At 70.2% G+C, this 18,585-nt stretch carries 22 protein-coding genes and 2 pseudogenes; 7 read left to right on the top strand and 17 right to left on the bottom strand.

Annotated elements, in window-relative coordinates:
• Positions 1 to 387 (bottom strand): annotated as a pseudogene (gene minC, locus JR064_RS12440) (septum site-determining protein MinC); the annotation flags it as partial.
• Between the two features lie 2 nt (positions 388 to 389).
• Positions 390 to 983 carry a GNAT family N-acetyltransferase gene (locus tag JR064_RS12435; RefSeq protein ID WP_179570765.1) on the bottom strand — a complete coding sequence of 198 codons (594 nt, stop codon included), beginning with the start codon at positions 981 to 983 and terminating at the stop codon, positions 390 to 392.
• Between the two features lie 139 nt (positions 984 to 1,122).
• Here JR064_RS12435 and JR064_RS12430 point away from each other — a divergent pair, with 139 nt between their 5' ends.
• The 6 genes and pseudogenes from JR064_RS12430 (at position 1,123) to JR064_RS12405 (ending at position 5,892) form a co-directional block, all read left to right on the top strand.
• Positions 1,123 to 2,316, top strand: a complete 1,194-nt coding sequence (locus JR064_RS12430; RefSeq protein WP_206229909.1) for a sensor histidine kinase — start codon at positions 1,123 to 1,125, stop codon at positions 2,314 to 2,316.
• Positions 2,316 to 2,957 carry a response regulator gene (locus JR064_RS12425; RefSeq protein WP_003465620.1) on the top strand — a complete coding sequence of 214 codons (642 nt, stop codon included), beginning with the start codon at positions 2,316 to 2,318 and terminating at the stop codon, positions 2,955 to 2,957. Before JR064_RS12430 ends, JR064_RS12425 begins: the two co-directional genes overlap by 1 nt.
• An 84-nt stretch (positions 2,958 to 3,041) precedes the next feature.
• Positions 3,042 to 3,110 (top strand): annotated as a pseudogene (locus JR064_RS23110) (DNA-binding response regulator); the annotation flags it as partial.
• Between the two features lie 471 nt (positions 3,111 to 3,581).
• Positions 3,582 to 4,748, top strand: a complete 1,167-nt coding sequence (locus JR064_RS12415; protein ID WP_179570767.1) for a polyketide cyclase — start codon at positions 3,582 to 3,584, stop codon at positions 4,746 to 4,748.
• 96 nt (positions 4,749 to 4,844) lie between these two features.
• Positions 4,845 to 5,216: a DUF423 domain-containing protein gene (locus JR064_RS12410; protein WP_206229907.1), complete on the top strand. Its 372-nt coding sequence runs from the start codon at positions 4,845 to 4,847 to the stop codon at positions 5,214 to 5,216.
• 1 nt (position 5,217) lies between these two features.
• Positions 5,218 to 5,892, top strand: a complete 675-nt coding sequence (locus JR064_RS12405) for a DNA-3-methyladenine glycosylase family protein (protein WP_206229906.1) — start codon at positions 5,218 to 5,220, stop codon at positions 5,890 to 5,892.
• A gap of 223 nt (positions 5,893 to 6,115) precedes the next feature.
• Here the strand turns inward: JR064_RS12405 and JR064_RS12400 are convergent, their stop codons facing one another.
• The 9 genes from JR064_RS12400 to JR064_RS12360 form a co-directional block, all read right to left on the bottom strand.
• Complete coding sequence (locus JR064_RS12400) at positions 6,116 to 6,388, bottom strand: hypothetical protein (RefSeq protein WP_206229905.1); 273 nt, start codon at positions 6,386 to 6,388, stop codon at positions 6,116 to 6,118.
• Positions 6,389 to 6,758: 370 nt separating this feature from the next.
• On the bottom strand, positions 6,759 to 8,192 hold the full coding sequence (locus JR064_RS12395) for an FAD-binding oxidoreductase (RefSeq protein ID WP_206229904.1): 1,434 nt from the start codon (positions 8,190 to 8,192) through the stop codon (positions 6,759 to 6,761).
• A gap of 41 nt (positions 8,193 to 8,233) precedes the next feature.
• Positions 8,234 to 8,830 carry a hypothetical protein gene (locus JR064_RS12390; RefSeq protein ID WP_206229903.1) on the bottom strand — a complete coding sequence of 199 codons (597 nt, stop codon included), beginning with the start codon at positions 8,828 to 8,830 and terminating at the stop codon, positions 8,234 to 8,236.
• Complete coding sequence (locus tag JR064_RS12385; RefSeq protein WP_206229902.1) at positions 8,827 to 9,633, bottom strand: M15 family metallopeptidase; 807 nt, start codon at positions 9,631 to 9,633, stop codon at positions 8,827 to 8,829. The genes JR064_RS12390 and JR064_RS12385 overlap by 4 nt, the downstream gene beginning before the upstream one ends.
• Before the next feature lie 15 nt (positions 9,634 to 9,648).
• On the bottom strand, positions 9,649 to 10,206 hold the full coding sequence (locus tag JR064_RS12380) for a PH domain-containing protein (RefSeq protein ID WP_206229901.1): 558 nt from the start codon (positions 10,204 to 10,206) through the stop codon (positions 9,649 to 9,651).
• 5 nt (positions 10,207 to 10,211) lie between these two features.
• Positions 10,212 to 11,486, bottom strand: a complete 1,275-nt coding sequence (locus tag JR064_RS12375; RefSeq protein WP_241093022.1) for an alpha/beta hydrolase — start codon at positions 11,484 to 11,486, stop codon at positions 10,212 to 10,214.
• A gap of 28 nt (positions 11,487 to 11,514) precedes the next feature.
• Positions 11,515 to 11,700 carry a DUF4177 domain-containing protein gene (locus JR064_RS12370; protein WP_179570776.1) on the bottom strand — a complete coding sequence of 62 codons (186 nt, stop codon included), beginning with the start codon at positions 11,698 to 11,700 and terminating at the stop codon, positions 11,515 to 11,517.
• The gene (locus JR064_RS12365; RefSeq protein WP_179570777.1) at positions 11,697 to 11,876 is read right to left on the bottom strand and encodes a type II toxin-antitoxin system antitoxin; all 180 of its coding nucleotides are present in this window, start codon (positions 11,874 to 11,876) and stop codon (positions 11,697 to 11,699) included. Before JR064_RS12365 ends, JR064_RS12370 begins: the two co-directional genes overlap by 4 nt.
• Positions 11,877 to 11,937: 61 nt before the next feature.
• A complete protein-coding gene (locus JR064_RS12360; RefSeq protein WP_179570778.1) occupies positions 11,938 to 12,822 on the bottom strand; it encodes an SPFH domain-containing protein in 885 nt (294 codons plus the stop codon).
• Positions 12,823 to 12,958: 136 nt separating this feature from the next.
• Here JR064_RS12360 and purT point away from each other — a divergent pair, with 136 nt between their 5' ends.
• Complete coding sequence (gene purT, locus JR064_RS12355) at positions 12,959 to 14,146, top strand: formate-dependent phosphoribosylglycinamide formyltransferase (RefSeq protein WP_191824932.1); 1,188 nt, start codon at positions 12,959 to 12,961, stop codon at positions 14,144 to 14,146.
• A 49-nt stretch (positions 14,147 to 14,195) separates the two neighbouring features.
• Here purT and JR064_RS12350 read toward each other — a convergent pair whose 3' ends face one another.
• The 6 genes from JR064_RS12350 to JR064_RS12325 form a co-directional block, all read right to left on the bottom strand.
• Positions 14,196 to 14,819 carry a hypothetical protein gene (locus tag JR064_RS12350; protein WP_206229899.1) on the bottom strand — a complete coding sequence of 208 codons (624 nt, stop codon included), beginning with the start codon at positions 14,817 to 14,819 and terminating at the stop codon, positions 14,196 to 14,198.
• Positions 14,816 to 15,463, bottom strand: coding sequence for a hypothetical protein (locus JR064_RS12345; RefSeq protein WP_241093021.1), 648 nt, complete (start codon positions 15,461 to 15,463; stop codon positions 14,816 to 14,818). The genes JR064_RS12350 and JR064_RS12345 overlap by 4 nt, the downstream gene beginning before the upstream one ends.
• 10 nt (positions 15,464 to 15,473) lie before the next feature.
• Positions 15,474 to 16,229 (bottom strand): PhnD/SsuA/transferrin family substrate-binding protein, encoded by a 756-nt coding sequence (locus tag JR064_RS12340; RefSeq protein WP_191824931.1) that lies wholly within the window; start codon positions 16,227 to 16,229, stop codon positions 15,474 to 15,476.
• Positions 16,226 to 16,726: a PAS domain-containing protein gene (locus JR064_RS12335; RefSeq protein WP_191824930.1), complete on the bottom strand. Its 501-nt coding sequence runs from the start codon at positions 16,724 to 16,726 to the stop codon at positions 16,226 to 16,228. The genes JR064_RS12340 and JR064_RS12335 overlap by 4 nt, the downstream gene beginning before the upstream one ends.
• A 10-nt stretch (positions 16,727 to 16,736) precedes the next feature.
• Positions 16,737 to 17,099, bottom strand: a complete 363-nt coding sequence (locus JR064_RS12330) for a roadblock/LC7 domain-containing protein (RefSeq protein WP_179570785.1) — start codon at positions 17,097 to 17,099, stop codon at positions 16,737 to 16,739.
• Between the two features lie 153 nt (positions 17,100 to 17,252).
• Positions 17,253 to 18,494 (bottom strand): endonuclease/exonuclease/phosphatase family protein, encoded by a 1,242-nt coding sequence (locus tag JR064_RS12325; protein ID WP_206229897.1) that lies wholly within the window; start codon positions 18,492 to 18,494, stop codon positions 17,253 to 17,255.
• Positions 18,495 to 18,585: the final 91 nt, after the last annotated feature.

Here is an 18,585-nt window from a genome sequence, read left to right as displayed (position 1 = left end):
CAGTACGAGCGCATCGACGGCGGCGGGGGCGCCGCCGTCGATGCGCTCGTACTGGGCGCGGAACTTGGCCAGCAGCGGCAGGCCCAGCGCCTCGGACAGCTGTTCGGTCTCGCGGGTGCCGTAGGCCAGCGCCACCGGCAGCACGCCGGCGGCGCGCAGGCCTTCCAGCAGCGCGCGCGCGGTGGCGGTGTCGGGCGTCTGCGCCAGGCCGCCGAAATCGATGATGACCGCGGCGCGGCCGAACAGCTTGGGCGCGCGCTGCACGCGCTCGCGCATTTCCTGGGTCAGGCGCGCCACGTCCAGGGTGCGGATGCGCAGGTTGGCGATGCCGACCTGGCCGATCTTCAGTTCGCCTGCCTGCTCGAAATCCAGATTCACCGACGACACGCTCAGGTCCCGGTCGGGCGCTGGGCCCGTTGCAGGCGACGGGCATGGCCGACCCAGGGCAGGTCGGGCAACTGCTCGCCGTAGGTCTCGCGGACCCAGGCGTAACTGCACAGATCCTTCAACAGCATGCTGGCACGCACCTCCACCTCGTTCATCGTGTTCTGGCCCACTTCGCGGAAACCGAAGCTGCCGTGGAACAGCAGCGCCGCGTCCGCGCCATGGTCCAGGAAAACCTCGCACGCCAGCTGCGGGTAGCGCAGCTCGGCGTAGCTCTGCACGTCGGCATAGAACGCGCGGCCGACGCCACCGCCGCGGCGGCGGCTGGCCACCACGATGCGGTCGATATAGAAGAAGGCCGGATAGCGCTCGCGAAACCAGGCGAAATTGCTGCTGTCGTGATCGCTGTCGCCGCCGAAGCCGACCAGGAAGCCGGCCAGGTTGCCGTCGCGCTCGGCGACGCGGAAGTACTCTGCGGTCTCGTAGAAGCGGTGCAGCTTGGCCGAATCCAGCGGCAGGATCGCCAGTCCGGCGTTGTTGTTCAGGGCCAGGACCGAATCGAGCTCGTGCTCGCGCACGTCGCGGATGACGATCGACATTGGGACTCCGTTGCTGATGCGCGCGCGGCCAGATGCGGACCGCCAGCCGGATTATCGCACGCGTGGCCCGGGGCGGCGAGCCGCGCATGCATGACTTCCGTGGGAGTGCATTGCGCGCCGTTCATCCTAAGATGCATGCATGTTGGGAAACCTCAGCCATACCCGCGTCCTGCGCTTCGCCGGCCTGTTCACCTGGGCCATGATCGCCATGCCGCTGGTCTACACCTACTGGATCCCGGAGGAGGGCGTGAACCGGCGGGGCGGCTGGGAGGCGGCGATGATGTCCGGCTTCTTCATCGCCTTCGGCGGCAGCTACTACTGGCTGACCCGCGGGCTGGGCAGCGGCGGCCACGCGCATTGGTACGATCGCCTGATCCTGCTGCTGCTGACCGTCTGCGCGCTGGCGGTCAGCTATCTGACCGGAAGCGGGCTGGGCAGCATCCTGATGATGGTGGCGGCGGGGGTGATCCCGTGGCTGCTGCCGGTGCGTATCGGCGTGCTGTGGCTGGTGCTGAGCCAGTTGGCGGTGCTGCCGGTCTACTACCTGCTGGTCGGCTTTCCGCTGTTCGACGCGCTGATGCAGTCGCTGCTGTACGGCGGCTTCTCCATGTTCATCTTCGTCACCAGCCTGGTCGCGCGGCAGCAGGCCCAGGCCCGCGAGGAGCAGCGCCAGCTCAATGCCGAGTTGCGCGCCACCCGCGCGCTGCTGGCCGAAAGCGCCCGGGTCAACGAGCGCACCCGCATCTCGCGCGAACTGCACGACCTGCTCGGCCACCACCTGACCGCGCTGAGCCTGAACCTGGAAGTGGCCGGCCACATCACCGAGGGCCGCGCGCAGGAACATGTGCACCAGGCGCATACCCTGGCCAAGCTGCTGCTGACCGACGTGCGCGAGGCAGTCAGCCATCTGCGCGACAGCGGCGCGATCGACCTGGCCGCGGCGCTGCGGCCGCTGGTCGAGCGGGTGCCGTCGTTGCGGATCCACCTGCAGGTGGACGAGCCGTTGACCGTCGAGGATCCGGAGCGCGCGCATGTCTTGCTGCGCTGCACCCAGGAAATCATCACCAACACGGTGCGCCACGCGCAGGCCGACAACCTGTGGATCCAGGTGCGCCGCGACGGCCCGCAGGTGGTGATCCGGGCCCACGACGATGGCCGCGGCTGCGAGGTGCTGCTGCCCGGCAACGGCCTGCGCGGCATGCGCGAGCGGCTGAGCCAGTATGGTGGCAGCCTGGAAATCGATGCGCCGCAGGGCACGGGCTTCCGCCTGCGCGCCTCGGTTCCGAGCGCGGCCGCCTTGCTGCCGCCCGCCGTTTCACAAGGAGTGTTGTGATGATCCGTGTCTGCCTGGTCGACGACCAAACCCTGGTGCGGCAGGGAATCCGCTCGCTGCTGGCGCTGGACGGCGGGATCGAGGTGATCGCCGAGGCCAACGACGGCCGCCAGGCGGTGGAGCTGATCCCGCAGGTGAAGCCGGATGTGGTGCTGATGGACATGCGCATGCCGGCGATGTCCGGACTGGAGGCGCTGCAGATGCTGTCGCGCAACGGCACGCTGCCGCCGACCATCATCCTGACCACCTTCGACGACGACCAGCTGGTGCTGGCCGGGCTCAAGGCCGGGGCCAAGGGCTACCTGCTCAAGGACGTGTCGCTGGAACAACTGGTCGGCGCGATCCGCGCGGTGGCCGCCGGCGGTTCGCTGGTGCAGCCGGCGGTGACCCAGCGCCTGCTGTCGGGCCTGGAGCACATGCGCAACGACTTCGTCAGCCTGGACCGGCCCGACCCGCTGACCGACCGCGAGACCGAGATCCTGCGGCTGATGGCCAGCGGCTTCTCCAACAAGGAGATCGCCAACTCGCTGGGCGTGGCCGAGGGCACGATCAAGAACCACGTGTCCAACATCCTGTCCAAGCTGGGCGTGCGCGACCGCACCCGGGCGGTACTGAAGGCGTTCGAACTGCAGTTGGTCTGACGGGACAGGATGCCCGGCCCGGCGCAGCGCGCCGGGCGTTCGCGGGCGCGCGAGCCGGTGGCTCGCAAGCAGCGCCCGCTCACCCTGTCCAAGCTGGGTGTGCGCGACCGCACCCGGGCGGTACTGAAGGCGTTCGAGCTGCAGTTGGTCTGACGGGACAGGATGCCCGGCCCGGCGCAGCGCGCCGGGCGTCGGGCGTTCGCGCGCACCGGTGCCGCGCCAGCCCCCTGTAGGAGCGACTTCAGTCGCGACGAACGCAGCGGCAGGCGCGCCGAGTCCGGATGCGGTCTGGGCCGACAGCCCCGGCGTTACAACGCTCGGGATGCAATGGTCTGGCCGCCCGGATCGGCGGTGTCGCCCGCGGCCAAGCGCAAACGCCGCGCCATGTCTGGCCTGCCCGCAGCGACCCGGCGCCGGCAACGGCCTGTCCGCCGTTGCCGGCGCGACAATGGTCTGGTCGCCCGCCCGGTGCCGCGGCGGCGCTTTGCACGGCGCGTTCGCGGGGTTTTCGCCACTATGCCGAATTCCGCGTCGCCATCTGCTGACCACGAGCCGCGAAGCCTGCTAGGATGGGCGCTTCGCTTCATTAACCCGGCCGTGGGATCGGCCCCGGAGACCTCCTGAATGACCCGTATTATCGAATTCCTGATCGCACTGGGGATCGTGGCTGGCCTGTTCGTCATCGTCGGCCTGGTGCTGCCTTCGGAGCGTCACATGTCCGAGAGCGTCGAAACCAATCGGCGCATGACCATTGTCTATGACACGGTGAACAGCCTGCGTCGTTTCAAGGACTGGAATCCTCTGGTGCTACGCGATCCGCGTATCCAACTGAAGCTTTCCGGTCCTGAAGCCGGCGTCGGCGCCCGCCTCGACTACACCTCCAACGAGGGCTACATCGGCAAGGGCAGCTGGACCATCACCTCGACCGAGAAGAACAAGCAGGTCGTCATCGGCATCGAAGACGAGAGCAAGGGCAGCGACAAGACCACGTCGTTCAAGCTCGAGCCGACCGGCAAGAGCGGTCGCAACGTCAAGATCACCCAGGACTACACGGTCAAGTACGGCTGGGACCTGTTCGGTCGCTACGCTGGCCTGTACGTGAGCCGTCATGTCGGCGACGACATCAAGCTGGGCCTGTCGCGGCTGAGCAACGTGCTGGCCACCGTGCCGAACGTCGACTACCGCGCCGAGGAAACCCCGTTGACCGACCTGAAGGTCGTCGATGTTCCGGCCGAGGATCTGCTGGTCGTCAACGCCGGCAACATCGACCGCGACAACGACTCCATCAAGAAGTCCATCAAGGACAACCAGGAGTGGATCAAGCGGGTGATGGACGCCAACGGCCTGGAAGCGGCCGGTCCGGTGCGCATCGTCACCACCGATTTCGGTTCCGACAAGTACGCCTTCGACGTGACCCAGCCGGTACGCAAGCGTGCCGGTGGCGCGCCGAAGCCGGACGCGGCGGCCAAGCCGGAAGAGAAGAAGGACGATGCGGCGGCTCCTGCGGCTCCGGTCGATGCGACCCCGGTCGCCGCCAGCGGCGATCCGCTGAAGCTGACCATCCCGCAGGGCGCGCCGGTCACCTACCTGCGTACCGAAGCGCACCGTTCCGCGTTCGCCAGCTACACCGGCCACATGGCGGGCCTGGATGCGGCGCGCAATGCGGTCCGCGCCTGGGCCGCGACCAGCGGCTACGACGTGACCGACCGTCCGTACGAGGCCTGGAAGGGCGGCGTGGACAAGTCGTTCACGCCGGAAGGCACGTACGACATCTACTGGGCGATCAAGTAAGCCGTCGCCTGGATGGATGAGTGACCCGAAACGCGCCGCTTCTTGCGGCGCGTTTCGTTTCTGGGGCCGGAACACCTGCCGCAACGGAGCATCGTCATGCTGAATCTCGATCGGCGTTCGCGCAAACGCTCCTGGCTGGCCTGTGCCGGCGGCCTGTTGGCGGCCGCCGCGATCGGCCTGTCCGCCTATGCCTCGCACGGCGTCGCCGAGCCGCTGGCGCAATCGCATCTGCAGACCGCCGCGCTGTATGCGTTCGGCCACGGGCTGGCGCTGGCGGCGCTGGGCCGCAGCAGCGAGCGCCTGCTCGCGCGCGTCGCACTGGCGCTGCTGCTGCTCGGCACGCTGCTGTTTTCCGGCAGCCTGGCCGGCAACGCGCTGGAGCAGTGGCCGACCCGGCTGGCCCCGGTCGGCGGGACGACGCTGATGCTGGGCTGGGTGCTGTACGCGCTGGATGCGCTGAGGCGTTGAGATGCCCCGTTACGCGCGCGGATTCGACACCCAGGCTGCCTTCAACTACCTGAGCCGGCGCGACCGCAAGCTTGGCGCGTGGATGCGCCGGATCGGCCCGATCGCGCCGCAACCGGGCTGGGCCAAGCCATTCGATCCGGTCGATGCGCTGGCGCGCGCGATCCTGTTCCAGCAGCTCAGCGGCAAGGCCGCGGCGACCATCGTCGGCCGCGTCGAAGCGGCCATCGGCAGCACCCGGCTGCATGCCGACACGCTGGCGCGGATCGACGATCCCGGCCTGCGCGCCTGCGGCGTGTCCGGCAACAAGGCGCTGGCGCTGCGCGATCTGGCGCGGCGCGAGGCGGCCGGCGAGATTCCTTCGTTACGCAGGCTTGCCTTCCTGGACGACGAGGCGATCGTGCAGGCACTGCTGCCGGTCCGCGGCATCGGCCGCTGGACGGTGGAGATGATGCTGCTGTTCCGCCTGGGCCGTCCCGACCTGCTGCCGGTGGACGACCTGGGCGTGCGCAAGGGCGCGCAGCGGGTGGATCGACTGGAACGGCCGCCGACGCCGACGGAGTTGCTGGCCCGCGGCGAGCGCTGGAGCCCGTATCGCAGCTACGTGGCGTTCTACCTGTGGAAGATCGCCGACTTCAGCGCCGCCGCGACGCTGCCCACGCCGCGGTCGCAGGAGTAGGGGCGCGCGGCATCGTGATGCTCCTCTGTAGGAGCGGCTTCAGCCGCGACCGGGCGTTACCGGGGAGGAAGGCCCCGGTCGCGGCTGAAGCCGCTCCTACAGGTTTGGTCGCAGGCTGCGGCGGTGTTCGGCAGCACGTCCTGCGCCGCGTTCGCAGAAGTCGGAAGGGGCGCGATGTCCACGCCTGGTATCGCTGCCGCCCCCCACCGGTGGCCGTGGGCAGTCAGGCGGTCGGCGGAATGGGGGCATCCTGGCTGGCCTGACCCGGCGTCGCCGCAATCGGCCGCGGCGGCGTCCGCCACAACGGATCGTCGCTCAACCGTGGGCGTTGCGAGGACGGGAAACGCCGTTCCTGCTGCAGCCAGCGGTGGTACTGGAAGGTGCCGCGCGCCGCGCTCAGGTAGACCAGGATCACGATCACCCCGAGGGCCGCACCATTGAGACTTCCGGCGAGCAGGAAGGCGATCCGGACGAGGACGTAGTAGGCCAGCAGCACGCTCGCCGCCACCCGATGCTTGCGCCGGACGCCGTAGGCCAGTGTCGCGATGAAGATGGCTTCGATCTCGCTGGTCGCGCCGATAACGGTGTTGCCGTTCTTGAGCGCGAGCAGTCCGCTGAGTAGCGTGATCCCCCGCTTGCAGCGCTGCGACGATCCAGCCGACCTTGATCCTGCGCAGCACGTCGTCCGGTGCCTTTCCCGGCGGCGCGGCGGGGCTTGCCTGCAAGTCGGCTGCCGGCGCCGAGTACGGGTTCTGTTCCATCAGCGTGGATCTCCTGGACATGTCGCTGCGATATCGGTCGCGTGCGCGGCAACTTGAGCGCCTGGCCGCTGCAGACGCTCGCCGCGCGCGCCATCGCCTCCGGCTTCATGCCGGCAAATACTTGTCCCACAGCCGATTGCGGAAGCGCTGCTGCGGATCGATGCGGCGCTTGATGCGCGCGAACGCCTCGGCTTCGGGATAGGCCGCGGCGAACTGGTGCGGCGTGGCATGCAGCCGGTACGGCAGGTAGTAGCGCCCGCCGTGCGCCAGCGCCGCGTCGATCAACTGCCGGGTCCACACCGCCGCCGCCCGGTCCGGAGCGGCGCCGCTGCGCTGCTTGTAGTACAGCACGAAGGAGAACACCGGCTGCGGCGCCCAGCGCAGCAACGACACCGTATCGGCCGGCGAGTGGCGGATCGAGACATTGAGCGCGTTGACCTCGTGGCGGCGCAGGATCGCGCCCATCGCGCGCGCGAATGCGGCGAACGCCGGCAGCGGCAGGAAGTATTCCTGCAGCAGGTAGGTGGACATGCGCCGCGTGCGCGGTTCCAGCGAGCGCGCGTCCAGGCTGGCCTGGCAGTTGCGGCGCATCACCGCCGGCGTGTGCAGCAGCGGTTCGGTCTGGTAGCGCTCGCGCAAGGACTCGCCCAGCGGCAGTTCGGAGGCCGCCCAGATCAGATTCTGTTCGCGTGCGTAGTCCTGCCCGCGCGGCACCAGCCGGCGCGTGTCGGTGGGCGCGGCGTCGCTGCGCAGCCAGGTCACCGCCAGCGGGCGATCGAAGTGCGGCGGCATCAGGTCGGCGTTGTGCATCACCGCGCGCGGGTCGGCGGCGATGCGTTCGGCGAAGAATGCCGGATAGTCCGCCAGCGCGACGCGCTGCGCATGCCGCTCCAGCATGTCGTTGCGGGCCAGCGACACTTCCACTTCGGTGACCACGCCGAGTCCGCCGTAGCCGCCGATCGCCGCGGAGAACAATTCGGCATCGTGCTCGCGGTCGAGCTCGTGCACTTCGCCCTGCGCATCCACCAGTTGCAGCGCCTGCACCGTATGCGCGATCGGCCCGGCATGCAGGTAGCGGCCATGGCAGTTGACCGCGACCGAGCCGCCGACGCTGAAATTGCTGTAGCTCTGCATCACCGCGACCGCCAGATCGTGCGGGTCGATCAGGTCCTGCACGTCGCGCCAGCGCATGCCGCTGCGCACGCGGATGCGCTGCGCGGCTGGATCCAGCCGCACCAGCCCGACCAGGTCGCGCAGATCCAGGTGCAGCGAGCCGGCGGCGCCGATCTGCCCGCCCATGCTGTAGCGCGCGCCGCCGATCGAGACCGCGCCGCGGCTGCCGCGCAATAGCGCGGCGACTTCGGCCACGCTGCGCGGCGTGGCGATGCGCGCGACCGCGGTGCGGTCGATGCCGGCGATGTCGGTGACCTGCGCCGCGGCGGATGTTTCGCGCGCGCATCCGGGCAAGGCCAGAGCGGCGCCGGCACCGAGCAGGGCGGCGGTGACCGCACGGCGCTGTTTGTCGATGTGCTCGTCCATAAGCAAGGTGTTCTCAGTGGGATTGGCAGGGTGTACGGCAGTCAATCGGCGACCAGTTCCACCTGTGTCTGCACGCGCACCCAGGCATCCTGGCTGGGATCGTTGAGCGTGGCGTGCAGCGTATAGGTGCCGAGCGGATCCTCCGGTTCGAAGCGCAGCTGCAGCGACAGCGGCGCCAGTTCCAGCATGCCCGGCGCGGCCGGTTTGCCGCCGGTGGTTAGCGGTCGCGGCGGTTCCTGCAGCGCGACCTGGCCGTCCGGCCCGAGCATGCGCAGGCTCAGGCGCGCGTCGCAGGCGCCGTCGTTGTTGGGGCTGGGCGCGCAGCCCGAATACAGCACGACCACGCGCAGCGGTTCGCCGCGGCGCACGCGGGCGGTCGTGCGCAGTTGGGGGCCGTGGTTGCTGTCGGTCTCGGTCCACTCTTTCCCGAAACGCGCGAACTCGGCTTCATCGGCGACGTGGACCGTCGCCGCGAAGTTCTTGTCGTGCGCGCGCTCGGCGCTGTCGGCGACCGGCTTGCCCTGGCGATCGTGCCACTGCGCGGAGGCGCCGAACGGCAGCGCCAGCAATGCCAGCGCGCAATACGCCAGGCCGCCGCGCGACAGGCGCTCTGCGCGCTGCTCCATGCCGACCTTCATGCCGGCGCTCCCGCGTGCCAGCGCCAATGCCAGGGTTCGTAGACGATGCCGTGCGGATTGTCGCGCGGATAGCTCATCCGGTAGCCGAAGTCGGCGGCATGCGCGCGCAGCCAGGCGAAGGCCGCGGTGCGCTCGAAGCTCTCCTCGGCTGGCGGCTCGCCGGGCGTGCCGATGTCCAGCGCGTCGCCGCTGTGGTGCTCGCTGTAGCCGGGCGCGGCATTGACCTGCAGGATCTGCTGCAGGCTCTGACCGCGCGCGAACTTGCGCGCGAAGATGCCCAGTTGGTAGGCGTGGCTGCGGTAGCCGGAGATCGCCTCCAGCACCACGCCGTCGCGGGCGGCGGCGCGCCGCAGCGCCTGCCAGGCGCGCGCGGCGCCGGCGCTCAGCCACAGCGGGCGCCGGTAGCGGTCGCGGCCCGCGGCATGCAGGGTGGCGGGTTCGGCGTGCAGCGGCAGGCCGGTGCTGCGCGCGTAGTCCTCGGCGTCCAGGCCGAGGCCGGCCAGGCGTTCGTGCAAGGCGCTCAGCGGCAGCGGTCCGGCGTCGTCGGGTTGCCGGCGCAGGGGCAGGGCGTCGAGGCGATCCAGCGCCGCATCGATGCCGGGTTCGTGCATCAGCCGCGGCAGCAGCGCATGCAGGCCGTGCGCGGAGGCGGCCGCCAGGTAGCGGCCGTCGCACTTGCGCCGCAACAGCCAGGTCGCCTGCGCGAGCAGGCGCGCATCGACATTGCTGCGCGCGCGCAGCAACCTGGCCGGCAGCAGTTCGATGCATTCGGTATTGAGCAGCAGGGCGGGAGCGGGGCGCATCCGCACAGGGTAGGGCTAAGCGCGGTGCGCGGCCAGCCGTTGCAGGTCCTGCAGCAACTGCCGCGGCTGTTCGGGGCTCAGCAGCAGCCAGCGGCCGTCGCGCAACGGCAGCGCCAGCACGCGGCTGGCATCGGTGACCAGGCAGAACGCGCGCTGGCCGTTGCGCATGCGGAAATAGCCGGATTTGAAGCCGGGCAACGCGTAGGCGATGGTCTTGCGGGTCGGCGCGAATTCGCCGTGCTCGGCCAGGTCCACCACGCGTGCCTGCGCCAGGTCGATCTGGGCGATGTCGGTGCGCGCGGCGAATAGGCTGGAGCGGACCAGCAGCGTCCGTTCCTGCAGGCGGATGCCGCGGCGCAGGTAGAACAGGCTCAGCACCGTGCCGGTGGCTGGCAGCAGCGCCAGGGTAGTCCAGTGCAGGCGGTGGCCGCGCTCCGGACTGGACAGGCCCACGGCGGCGACCAGCCCGGCGGCGAGCAGCAGCGGCAGCCACAGGCCCAGCAGCGGCAGGCGCCCGGGCGTGGCGACGCGGTAGTCGCGGGAGGTCGGTGCGGCTGGGGAATGGCTGTGCATGGCGGTCACGGTTGTGCGCGGATCCATTGCGCGGTATCGGCGATCAGCTGCGCGTCGACATGCCCGGGCTGCGCGTACTCGGCGGGGTTCGGGGCGCCGCTGCCGGCGATGCCGAGGTGGTTGAGCTGCGCGTAGCGGTGCAGGGTCGCGCGCGGATCGTCGCCCAGCGCCTGCTGCCAGCGCTGCCAGTCCGGCGCGGTGACCTGGAAATCGCGCTCGCCCTGCAGCCACAGCACCGGCTGGCGCAAGGCGAGGACGTCGGCCACCGGATCCACCTTGTCGAACGCGCGCCAGTACGCGGCCGGCAAGTCCTGCGGCGAATCGGTCCGCGCCACCGCACCGTCGCCGCGGACCTTGGCCACGCGCCGCTCGATCTCGGCTACGCGTGCCTTGCCCTCGGCGGACGGCGTGCCTTGCAGGCCGAGCAGATAGCGGTTCTGGTCGAGCAGCAGGTCCAGCAGCGAGCGCGCCGGTGCCGCCCACAGGACGATGCCGACGGTCTTGCCGGACATGCGCGCGATGCGCGCGGCGAGCATGCCGCCCTGGCTGTGGCCCATCACGAAGATGCGCTTGGGGTCGATGCCGGGCGTGCGCGCCAGCGCCGCGACTGCGGCGACGGCATCGTCGGTGGTTTCGTCGTCCATGGTGAAGCCGTCCTGCATGCGCCCGGCGAAGCTTTCCGGCATGGCGAAGGTGCGCTTGTCGTAGCGCAGCACCGCGATGCCTTGTGCGGCCAGGCCACGCGCGACATCGAGGAACGGCCGGTTCGGGCCGATGGTCTCGTCGCGGTCGAGCGGGCCGGAGCCCTGCACCAGCACCACAGCCGGGAACGGTCCCTTGCCGGCCGGCAAGGCCAGGGTGCCGGGCAGCGGACCGACCGCGAACGCCTGTTCGGCGAAGCCGGCATCGGCAGCGGGCGGCGGTGGAGCGGGTGGCGCGGCCGGGGTCAGCAGCAGGCCGGCGATCTTGCCTTCGGCGTTCACCGAGACATGCAAGAGCATCGCGCCGCGTTCGAATTGCAGGCGTCGCTCGATCAGGCTGAGCCCTTGCTGCTGGCGTTCGCTGGCCGTGCCGCGCTGCTGCAACGCGCCCATCTGTGCAGACACCATGTGCCAGGCCTCGGCCAGTTTCTCGGCCGGCACCGCTTGCGCCATCGCGGGCGTGAAGTCGCGTTCGGCCGCGGCGATGTCGCCGGCCTGCAGGCGGTCCAGCAGCGTGTTCGCCGTCTGCTGGGGCGAAGCCGCCAGTGCGGCGGCCGGGCACAGCAGTGATGCCAGCATGGGACCGAGGTGGCGGCGTGGGCGCATGTCAGCTCGCCTTCTTGAACACCAGCAGCACCGGCCACAGCCGCGGCGAGCTGATCACGTTGACCAGTTCCCAGCCCAGGGCGCCTTGCTTGTTCAGCTCGGCCTGGATCGGTTCGGCGTCCACTTTGCCGAGAAAGGTGGGCTTGAGATTCACTTCGACAGTGAGGTAAGTCCAGCGCGTGGTCATGGCTTGGGTTCCTGGTCCTCGCCGGGCTTGGGCAGCCGGCCGGCCTTGCGCAGCGCGTCGCGCAACACGTATTCGATCTGCGCGTTGAGGCTGCGCAGCTCGTCGTCGGCCCAGCGCTGCACCGCCGCCAGCACGTCGGCGTTGATGCGCAGCGGATAGGCCTTCTTCTCGCTCATGCGGGACGGCTCGTTTGCATCCGTGCGGCCGCTGCCGCACGGAGGTGGCAGGACTCGCGCATCAGTACAGCGAGCCGGCGTTGACGATCGGTTGCGCGCCGCGGTCCGAGCACAGCACGGTCAGCAGGTTGCTGACCATGTGCGCCTTGCGCTCCTCGTCCAGCTGCACGGTGCCGTTCTTCTCCAGTTCGGCCAGCGCCATTTCGACCATGCCCACGGCACCGGCGACGATGCGCGTGCGTGCGGCGATCACCGCGTTGGCCTGCTGCCGCTGCAGCATCGCCTGGGCGATTTCCGGCGCATAGGCGAGGTGGCTGATGCGCGCCTCGATCACGTCCACGCCGGCCTGGGTGAGGCGCTCGTCGAGATGGCGCTTGAGCTGCTCGCTGATCTCGGCGGGGTGGCTGCGCAGCGAGATCTGGCCGTCCTCGTGCTGGTCGTAGGGATAGCTGGTGGCCATCGCGCGCAGCGCCGATTCGGACTGGATATGCACGAAGCTCTCGTAGTCGTCGACGTTGTACACGGCCTCGGACGCATCGATCACCTGCCACACGATCACCGCGGCGATCTCGATCGGGCTGCCGTCCAGTTCGTTGACCTTGAGCCGGCCGCTCTCGAAGTTGCGCACGCGCTGGCTGACCTTCTTCTTCGAATAGAAGGGGTTGTTCCAGCGCAGGCCGTTGTCCTTGACCGTGCCCACGTACTTGCCGAACAGGCTCAGCACCGCGGCCTGGTTCGGCTGCACCGTGTACAGGCCGCACAGGCTGAACAGGGCGGCCGCGCCGAGCAGCAGCGACAGCAGCACCAGCGGCAGCGAGCTCGGCCCGCCGCTCACCGGATCCTTGATGACGCCCATCACGAACAGCCACAGCGCCAGCGCGGACAGCGCCAGGACGCCGAGCAGAAGCGGAATGCCGGGCAGCGAGCGAAGCGTGCGTTCTTTCATGGCGGTCTTCCCAGGTGTGTGGCGGAAAGATATCACTTTGATATCTGATTGCAAGGGGGCGTTTGCGGACGTCTGCGACAGGGAAACGGCACGGGCCGTTAGAATGGCGCCCCTCTTTCGCGCAGGCACCGCCGCCATGACCACCCTGGGAACCCCGCTGTCCGCTTCCGCCACCCGCGTGCTGCTGCTGGGCTCGGGCGAACTGGGCAAGGAAGTGGCGATCGAGCTGCAGCGCTTCGGCGTGGAAGTGATCGCCGCCGATCGCTATGCCGATGCGCCGGCGATGCAGGTGGCGCACCGTTCGCACGTGCTGGACATGCTCGATGCGATGGCGCTGCGCGAGCTGATCGCGCGCGAGCAGCCGCACCTGATCGTGCCGGAGATCGAGGCGATCCACACCGAGACGCTGGTGGCGCTGGAACGCGAGCATGGCCAGCGGGTGATCCCGACCGCGCGCGCGGCGCGGCTGACCATGGACCGCGAGGGCATCCGCCGCCTGGCCGCCGAGACGCTGGGCCTGCCGACCTCGCCGTACCGCTTCGTCGATACGCCGGAGGAGTACCGCGCGGCGATCGCCGCGGTCGGCCTGCCGTGCGTGGTCAAGCCGGTGATGTCGTCCTCGGGCAAGGGCCAGAGCACGCTGCGCAGCGAAGCCGAGATCGATGCCGCCTGGGAATACGCGCAGACCGGCGGCCGCGCCGGCGCCGGCCGCTGCATCGTCGAAGGCTTCATCGATTTCGACTACGAGATCACCCTGCTGACCGTGCGCCATGCCGCCGGCACGTCGTTCTGCGATCCGATCGGGCACTGGCAGAAGGACGGCGACTACCGCGAGAGCTGGCAGCCGCAGCCGATGTCGGCGCTGGCGCTGCAGCGGGCGCAGGAGATCGCGCGCGCGGTCACCGACGACCTCGGCGGCTGGGGCCTGTTCGGCGTGGAACTGTTCGTCAAGGGCGACGCGGTCTGGTTCAGCGAAGTGTCGCCGCGGCCGCACGACACCGGCCTGGTCACCCTGGTCTCGCAGGAACTGAGCGAGTTCGCGCTGCATGCGCGCGCGATCCTGGGCCTGCCGATCCCGGTCATCCGCCAGAGCGGGCCGTCGGCCTCGTGCGCGCTGCTGGCGCACGGCGAAGGCGTGCCGCTGTTCGGCAACGTCGCCGCCGCGCTGCAGGCTCCGGACACCGCGCTGCGCCTGTTCGGCAAGCCCAGCGTGCACGGCCACCGCCGCGTCGGCGTGACCCTGGCGCGCGGCGCCAGCATCGACGAAGCGCGCCAGACCGCCCGCGATGCGGCAGCTGCCCTGACCATCGAACTGAAAGCCTGAGCGGACCGCCTTTCCGAATCCCCAATCCCGATTCCCCAATCCCGGCTCTTCAAACCGGCGGCGCGAACCGCGCCGCCGCCAGGCGGATGCTCCACACCAGCTCCACCATCGCCAGGTTGTTGAGCAGCGCTTCGCCGCCGAGGATCAGCCAGTAGCCGCTGCCGTCCACCCAGAACGGGACGAACGACCAGTCCGGCAGCAACAGCTGCGGCTCGCTGTAGAACGACACGTAGTGCTGCGCGCCGCTCCAGCCGCGTGCGCCCTGCCGCTGGGCGAAGCCGGAGAAATCGGCCGCGGCCACGCTCAACGTGTCGGCCTCGTCCTGGTTCAGTCCGGCATGGCCCAGGCAGAAACCGCCGTCGGAGGCCAGCACGGCGCGGCGTTCGGCCGACAGCGGCGCGATCACGTGCTGGGCGAAATCGTCCAGGCGGATCTCCGGGCCGGGCACCGGGCGCCGCAACAGCTGGATCCACTGCCGTTCGCGCGCTTCGTGCAGCAGGCGCTGCGCGTCGCCGTCCACGCGCATGCGCCATTCCGGCAGCGACAATGCGCCGTGCGCGCTGAGCAGCAGTTGCAGGGCGCGCTGCATGCGGTCCGGGGCGGCGCTGGCGAAACCATGCAGTACGCCGTGCGGCGTGGGCATCAGCCAGGTGGGTTCTTGGTCGTCGTTCATGGCCGAGGGCTTGCAATGGAAAGAGGGAGGTCGGCGGCGACATTGCGGCCGCCGAGCAGGTCGCGTTGCTGCAGCCAGCGTGCGGTGCGGTCCCAGCGGTCGCCCAGGGCGAGCGCATGGCGGCGCAGCTCGCGGCTGGCGAGCATGAAGGCGAGCTTGTCCTGGCAACTGATGCAGTAGTCGAGGAACTCGCGCTCGCAGCGCGCCGCGGTCAGCGGGGCGCCTTCGCACAACGCCTCCACCACCTCGCGCACCATGCGCCGCGAATGGTCGGGGCTGGCCCGGCGGACCCGTGCCGGCACGTCGGCCGAGGGGCGCGCCAGCACGCTCCAGCGTGTGGCCAGGGCATTGATCGGCAGCAACGCGTGGCCATGGCTGTGGCGTTGGAAGGCCTCGGCCACATGCGGCGGCAGATGCGCGGCGGCCATCTGCAATGCCGCCTGGCGCAACGCGGTGTCGTGTCGCGGCAGCGCCACGAACAGGTCGGCGAGCACGCCTTGCGCCGGCTCGTTGTCGTGCAGCTGCAGCGCCGCATGCAGGCGCGCCAGATGCGCGGCGGCGTCGCGCGGATCGCGCAGCAGGGCGCGCGCATGCGTGCGCATCACCAGGCGGGCCGGATCTGCAGCGGTGGTGCGGTTGGCCATGGCGGTGCGCTCAGTCCAGCAAGGTGTCGATCAGGTCGATCATGAATTCCGCGTCTTCCATCGCCATCGCCTCGAAGCCGCGCTCCAGGCCCAGCGCATCGAGCACGCCCTGGTCCTCGCGGTGCGTCGCGTCGCCCAGCGCCAGCAGCGCCGTTTGCAGCGCAGGCAGCTGCGCGGCGATGCGCGGATGCGCCAGCAGCACGTGGCCGATGTCGCAGAGTGCGCTCTCCACCAGCGGCCGCAACCGCTCGCGGGTCAGCCGCGACAGGCGGCGATAGGCGTCGGCCAGGAACAGGCCGGCATCGGCTTCGCCTTCCAGCAGCAGCCGCGCCACCGCGGCATAGCTGCTGGCCGGACGCCAGGCGATGCGCTCGGGGTCGAGGTCGGCCGGCTCCAGCAGGCGCAGCGCGATCAGGCGCACGTCGTGGTTGTCGGTCAGCGCGATGCGGCAGCCGTAGGACAGGTCTTCGACACGGCGCGCCGGCGCGTCCGCGGCGGCGGCGATCACCACTTCGTCGGCATGCGCGCGCGGGCGTGCGAGCGGCAGATAGCCGCGCGTGCGGATCAGGGCGCTGGCATCGAACGGACTGGCGTACACCAGGTCGACCACGCTGTCGTCGAGCAACTGCCTCTGTTCCGCGGCATCGGCCGGCATCAACAGGTGCAGGCCGACGCCGGTGCGGCGCTGCAGCACGGTACTGAGCAGGTACCAGCCGCAGAAGTTCTCCGGCGCGAAGTCCGGCGCGACCAGGAAATCGAGGCTCATGCCGGCGTCTCCGCGCGCTCGTCCTGCAGCCACTGCGCGTACAGCGGTTGCAGTGCGTCGATGCGCCGCCGCGAGGGCTTGCGCCGCACCGAAGTGAAGCCGACCACCTGGCCGTTGCGCACGTTCGGCAGCGCGGTGGCGTAGACCCAGTAGCAGGCGCCGTCGCGGCGCAGGTTCTTGACGTAGCCGTGCCATTTCTCGCCGCCCAGCACAGTGTCCCACAGGTCGCGGAACGCACGCCTGGGCATGTCCGGGTGGCGCAGGATGCAGTGCGGCGCGCCGATCAGCGTCGCCCGCGGCCAGCCGCTGAGTTCGACGAAGGCGTCGTTGGCGTGGGTGATGACCCCGTCCAGGTCGGTGCGCGACACGATCAGGCGCCCGTCGGGGTAGGCCACTTCGCGTTCGCTCCAGTACACCAGGCGGCGGCTGCCGTCGTGGTAACGCAGCTCGGCGCTGCGGTGCGGCTCGTGCGGCGGATCCATCGGCGGCAGCGGCATGGCGGCGCTCCTAGAGAATCTGCTGCAGCGCCTGGGCGGCGCGCTTGATGTCCAGGAACACCAGGCCGAGCTTGGCGCTGGGCTTGGCGAGCACGGTCAGCACCGCTTCGCGCCCGGCCGCGCTCATGATCACGTAGCCGAGTTCGCCCTGGATCAGCACCCGCTCCAGCGGCCCGCGCGCCAGCTCGCGCGCGCTGCGCTCGCCCAGCGCCAGCAGCGCGGCGGACATCGCGCCGACGCGGTCCTCGTCCATGCCCTGCGGCATCGCCGAGGCGATCATCAGTCCATCCAAGGAAATCAGCGCCGAGGCCTCGATGTCGGCGGTGGCGCCGTTGAGTCCCTCCAGCGCCTGTTGCAGCTGTTGCGTTCGCATGCTCGCTATCCGGTGACGCATCCCGACGGGGTGCGGCATGCATTGGATAGCGTTTGCGCGGTCTTGCCCTTGATCTGGATCAAGGCCGGGGTGCGGCGACCCCGCGGACCCGGATCAATTCAGTCGCCGGCCGACCGCCAGCGCCACGAATCCCTAATCCCGACTCTCCAATCCCGGCTCCACAGTCACATCCACCCACACCAGGTGATGGTCGCTGCCGTCGGCGATCGCCGCGGCCGCGGCGCTGGAGGCCGGCCAGAACACGCCGCTGTCCAGATAGCGGAAGCCGTTGGACGGCAGCACGTAGTCCAGCCGCATCGCGCCGGCCTTCGGCCCGAAATCGCCGGTGACCTGCTGCGGCGGGCCGCGGTGGGCGATGCCCTGCGCGGCATAGGCGCGCGCGGCTTCTTCGCCGCCGGCGCTGTGCGGGGTCGGGTAGTGCAGCACGCGCGGGTGTTCGACCAGCGCGCGGATCGCGTCGTGGCGGCCTTCGCCGTCGATGACGTCGTTGTTGAGATCGCCGAGCATCACGAAGCGCGCGCCGGCGGCCAGGCCGCCGCAACGGCCGGCGTCGTCGCACAGCCATGTCGCGCTGTCGCGGTCGTCCAGATATTCGCGCCACAGCCGCAGTTCGTCGTGGTTGCGCGCCGCGTTGCGCTTCTCGGCGCCGTCGAACACCGGCGGCGTGGGATGCGCGACCAGCGCGTGGACCACGCCCAGCGGCGTGCGTACCGGCACGTCCCAATGCGATTTCGACGACAGCCGCAGTTGCGCCCACACCGCATCGCTGTAGAACGTGCGACCCGTGGCCGGATCGATCGGCCGCAGGGCGCCGGGCATCGCGCTCCATTTGAACAGGCGGAAGCTGCGCACCGCCGCGGCGTCGATCGGGTACCTGGACAGCAGCAGCATGCCGTACTGGCCGGGATGCAGGCCGTAGCCCCAGGCGTCGTTGCCGCGCGCGCGGCCGTTGCCGCCGACGCTGCCGTCGTTGTCCAGGTCCAGCCCGCTGGGCACGCCGGTGTTGACCGGCGCCAGGTAGCGGTACGGGTAGTGCAGCGCGGCGCCGCCGAGCGGCTGGGCGACTTCCAGGTAGCGCTGCTGGAACAGGTCGGCGGCGCGGTGCGCGTCGTCGTAGTCGAATTCGTTGAGCAGCACCAGGTCCGGGCGCACCTGCTGCAGCACCGCGGCGATCTTGCGCGCCTGCGCGCTGTCGCCCTGCAGCGCCGCGATCAGGCCGCCGTCCTCGTCCGAATTCAGCGAGGTGTTGTAGGTGGCCAGGCGCAATGCCGCAGGGGCGGGCGCCGCGGGCGTGGCGGCGGTCGGGGCGGAGCCGGTGTGCGAGCAGGCGCCGCACAGCAGGGTCAGGGCAAACAACAGGGCACGTGGCTTCATGCGCGCATTTTCGCACGCGGCGCATGTCCGAACGATGGCGCCGTGGCGGCGTGCCAAACGCGCCTGCCGAGGCGATGCACGCCGCGGGTTG

The organism is Xanthomonas bonasiae, from assembly GCF_017163705.1.
Classification (GTDB): domain Bacteria; phylum Pseudomonadota; class Gammaproteobacteria; order Xanthomonadales; family Xanthomonadaceae; genus Xanthomonas_A; species Xanthomonas_A bonasiae.
Note: the sequence above shows the minus strand (reverse complement) of the source record. Positions and strands in the feature narration are given on the sequence as shown.

Excerpts from the sequence above, each read along its gene's own strand:
- JR064_RS12325 (WP_206229897.1), bottom strand. The coding sequence starts at position 18,494 with ATGAAGCCACGTGCCCTGTTGTTTGCCCTGACCCTGCTGTGCGGCGCC.
- JR064_RS12340 (WP_191824931.1), bottom strand. The coding sequence starts at position 16,229 with ATGAGCCTCGATTTCCTGGTCGCGCCGGACTTCGCGCCGGAGAACTTC.
- JR064_RS12345 (WP_241093021.1), bottom strand. The coding sequence starts at position 15,463 with ATGGCCAACCGCACCACCGCTGCAGATCCGGCCCGCCTGGTGATGCGC.
- JR064_RS12330 (WP_179570785.1), bottom strand. The coding sequence starts at position 17,099 with ATGCGAACGCAACAGCTGCAACAGGCGCTGGAGGGACTCAACGGCGCC.
- JR064_RS12385 (WP_206229902.1), bottom strand. The coding sequence starts at position 9,633 with ATGCGCCCCGCTCCCGCCCTGCTGCTCAATACCGAATGCATCGAACTG.
- JR064_RS12435 (WP_179570765.1), bottom strand. The coding sequence starts at position 983 with ATGTCGATCGTCATCCGCGACGTGCGCGAGCACGAGCTCGATTCGGTC.
- JR064_RS12415 (WP_179570767.1), top strand. The coding sequence starts at position 3,582 with ATGACCCGTATTATCGAATTCCTGATCGCACTGGGGATCGTGGCTGGC.
- JR064_RS12390 (WP_206229903.1), bottom strand. The coding sequence starts at position 8,830 with ATGAAGGTCGGCATGGAGCAGCGCGCAGAGCGCCTGTCGCGCGGCGGC.
- JR064_RS12360 (WP_179570778.1), bottom strand. The coding sequence starts at position 12,822 with ATGAAAGAACGCACGCTTCGCTCGCTGCCCGGCATTCCGCTTCTGCTC.
- JR064_RS12375 (WP_241093022.1), bottom strand. The coding sequence starts at position 11,486 with ATGCTGGCATCACTGCTGTGCCCGGCCGCCGCACTGGCGGCTTCGCCC.
- JR064_RS12370 (WP_179570776.1), bottom strand. The coding sequence starts at position 11,700 with ATGACCACGCGCTGGACTTACCTCACTGTCGAAGTGAATCTCAAGCCC.
- JR064_RS12350 (WP_206229899.1), bottom strand. The coding sequence starts at position 14,819 with ATGAACGACGACCAAGAACCCACCTGGCTGATGCCCACGCCGCACGGC.
- JR064_RS12405 (WP_206229906.1), top strand. The coding sequence starts at position 5,218 with ATGCCCCGTTACGCGCGCGGATTCGACACCCAGGCTGCCTTCAACTAC.
- JR064_RS12410 (WP_206229907.1), top strand. The coding sequence starts at position 4,845 with ATGCTGAATCTCGATCGGCGTTCGCGCAAACGCTCCTGGCTGGCCTGT.
- purT (WP_191824932.1), top strand. The coding sequence starts at position 12,959 with ATGACCACCCTGGGAACCCCGCTGTCCGCTTCCGCCACCCGCGTGCTG.
- JR064_RS12425 (WP_003465620.1), top strand. The coding sequence starts at position 2,316 with ATGATCCGTGTCTGCCTGGTCGACGACCAAACCCTGGTGCGGCAGGGA.
- JR064_RS12335 (WP_191824930.1), bottom strand. The coding sequence starts at position 16,726 with ATGCCGCTGCCGCCGATGGATCCGCCGCACGAGCCGCACCGCAGCGCC.
- JR064_RS12365 (WP_179570777.1), bottom strand. The coding sequence starts at position 11,876 with ATGAGCGAGAAGAAGGCCTATCCGCTGCGCATCAACGCCGACGTGCTG.
- JR064_RS12380 (WP_206229901.1), bottom strand. The coding sequence starts at position 10,206 with ATGCACAGCCATTCCCCAGCCGCACCGACCTCCCGCGACTACCGCGTC.
- JR064_RS12430 (WP_206229909.1), top strand. The coding sequence starts at position 1,123 with ATGTTGGGAAACCTCAGCCATACCCGCGTCCTGCGCTTCGCCGGCCTG.
- JR064_RS12395 (WP_206229904.1), bottom strand. The coding sequence starts at position 8,192 with ATGGACGAGCACATCGACAAACAGCGCCGTGCGGTCACCGCCGCCCTG.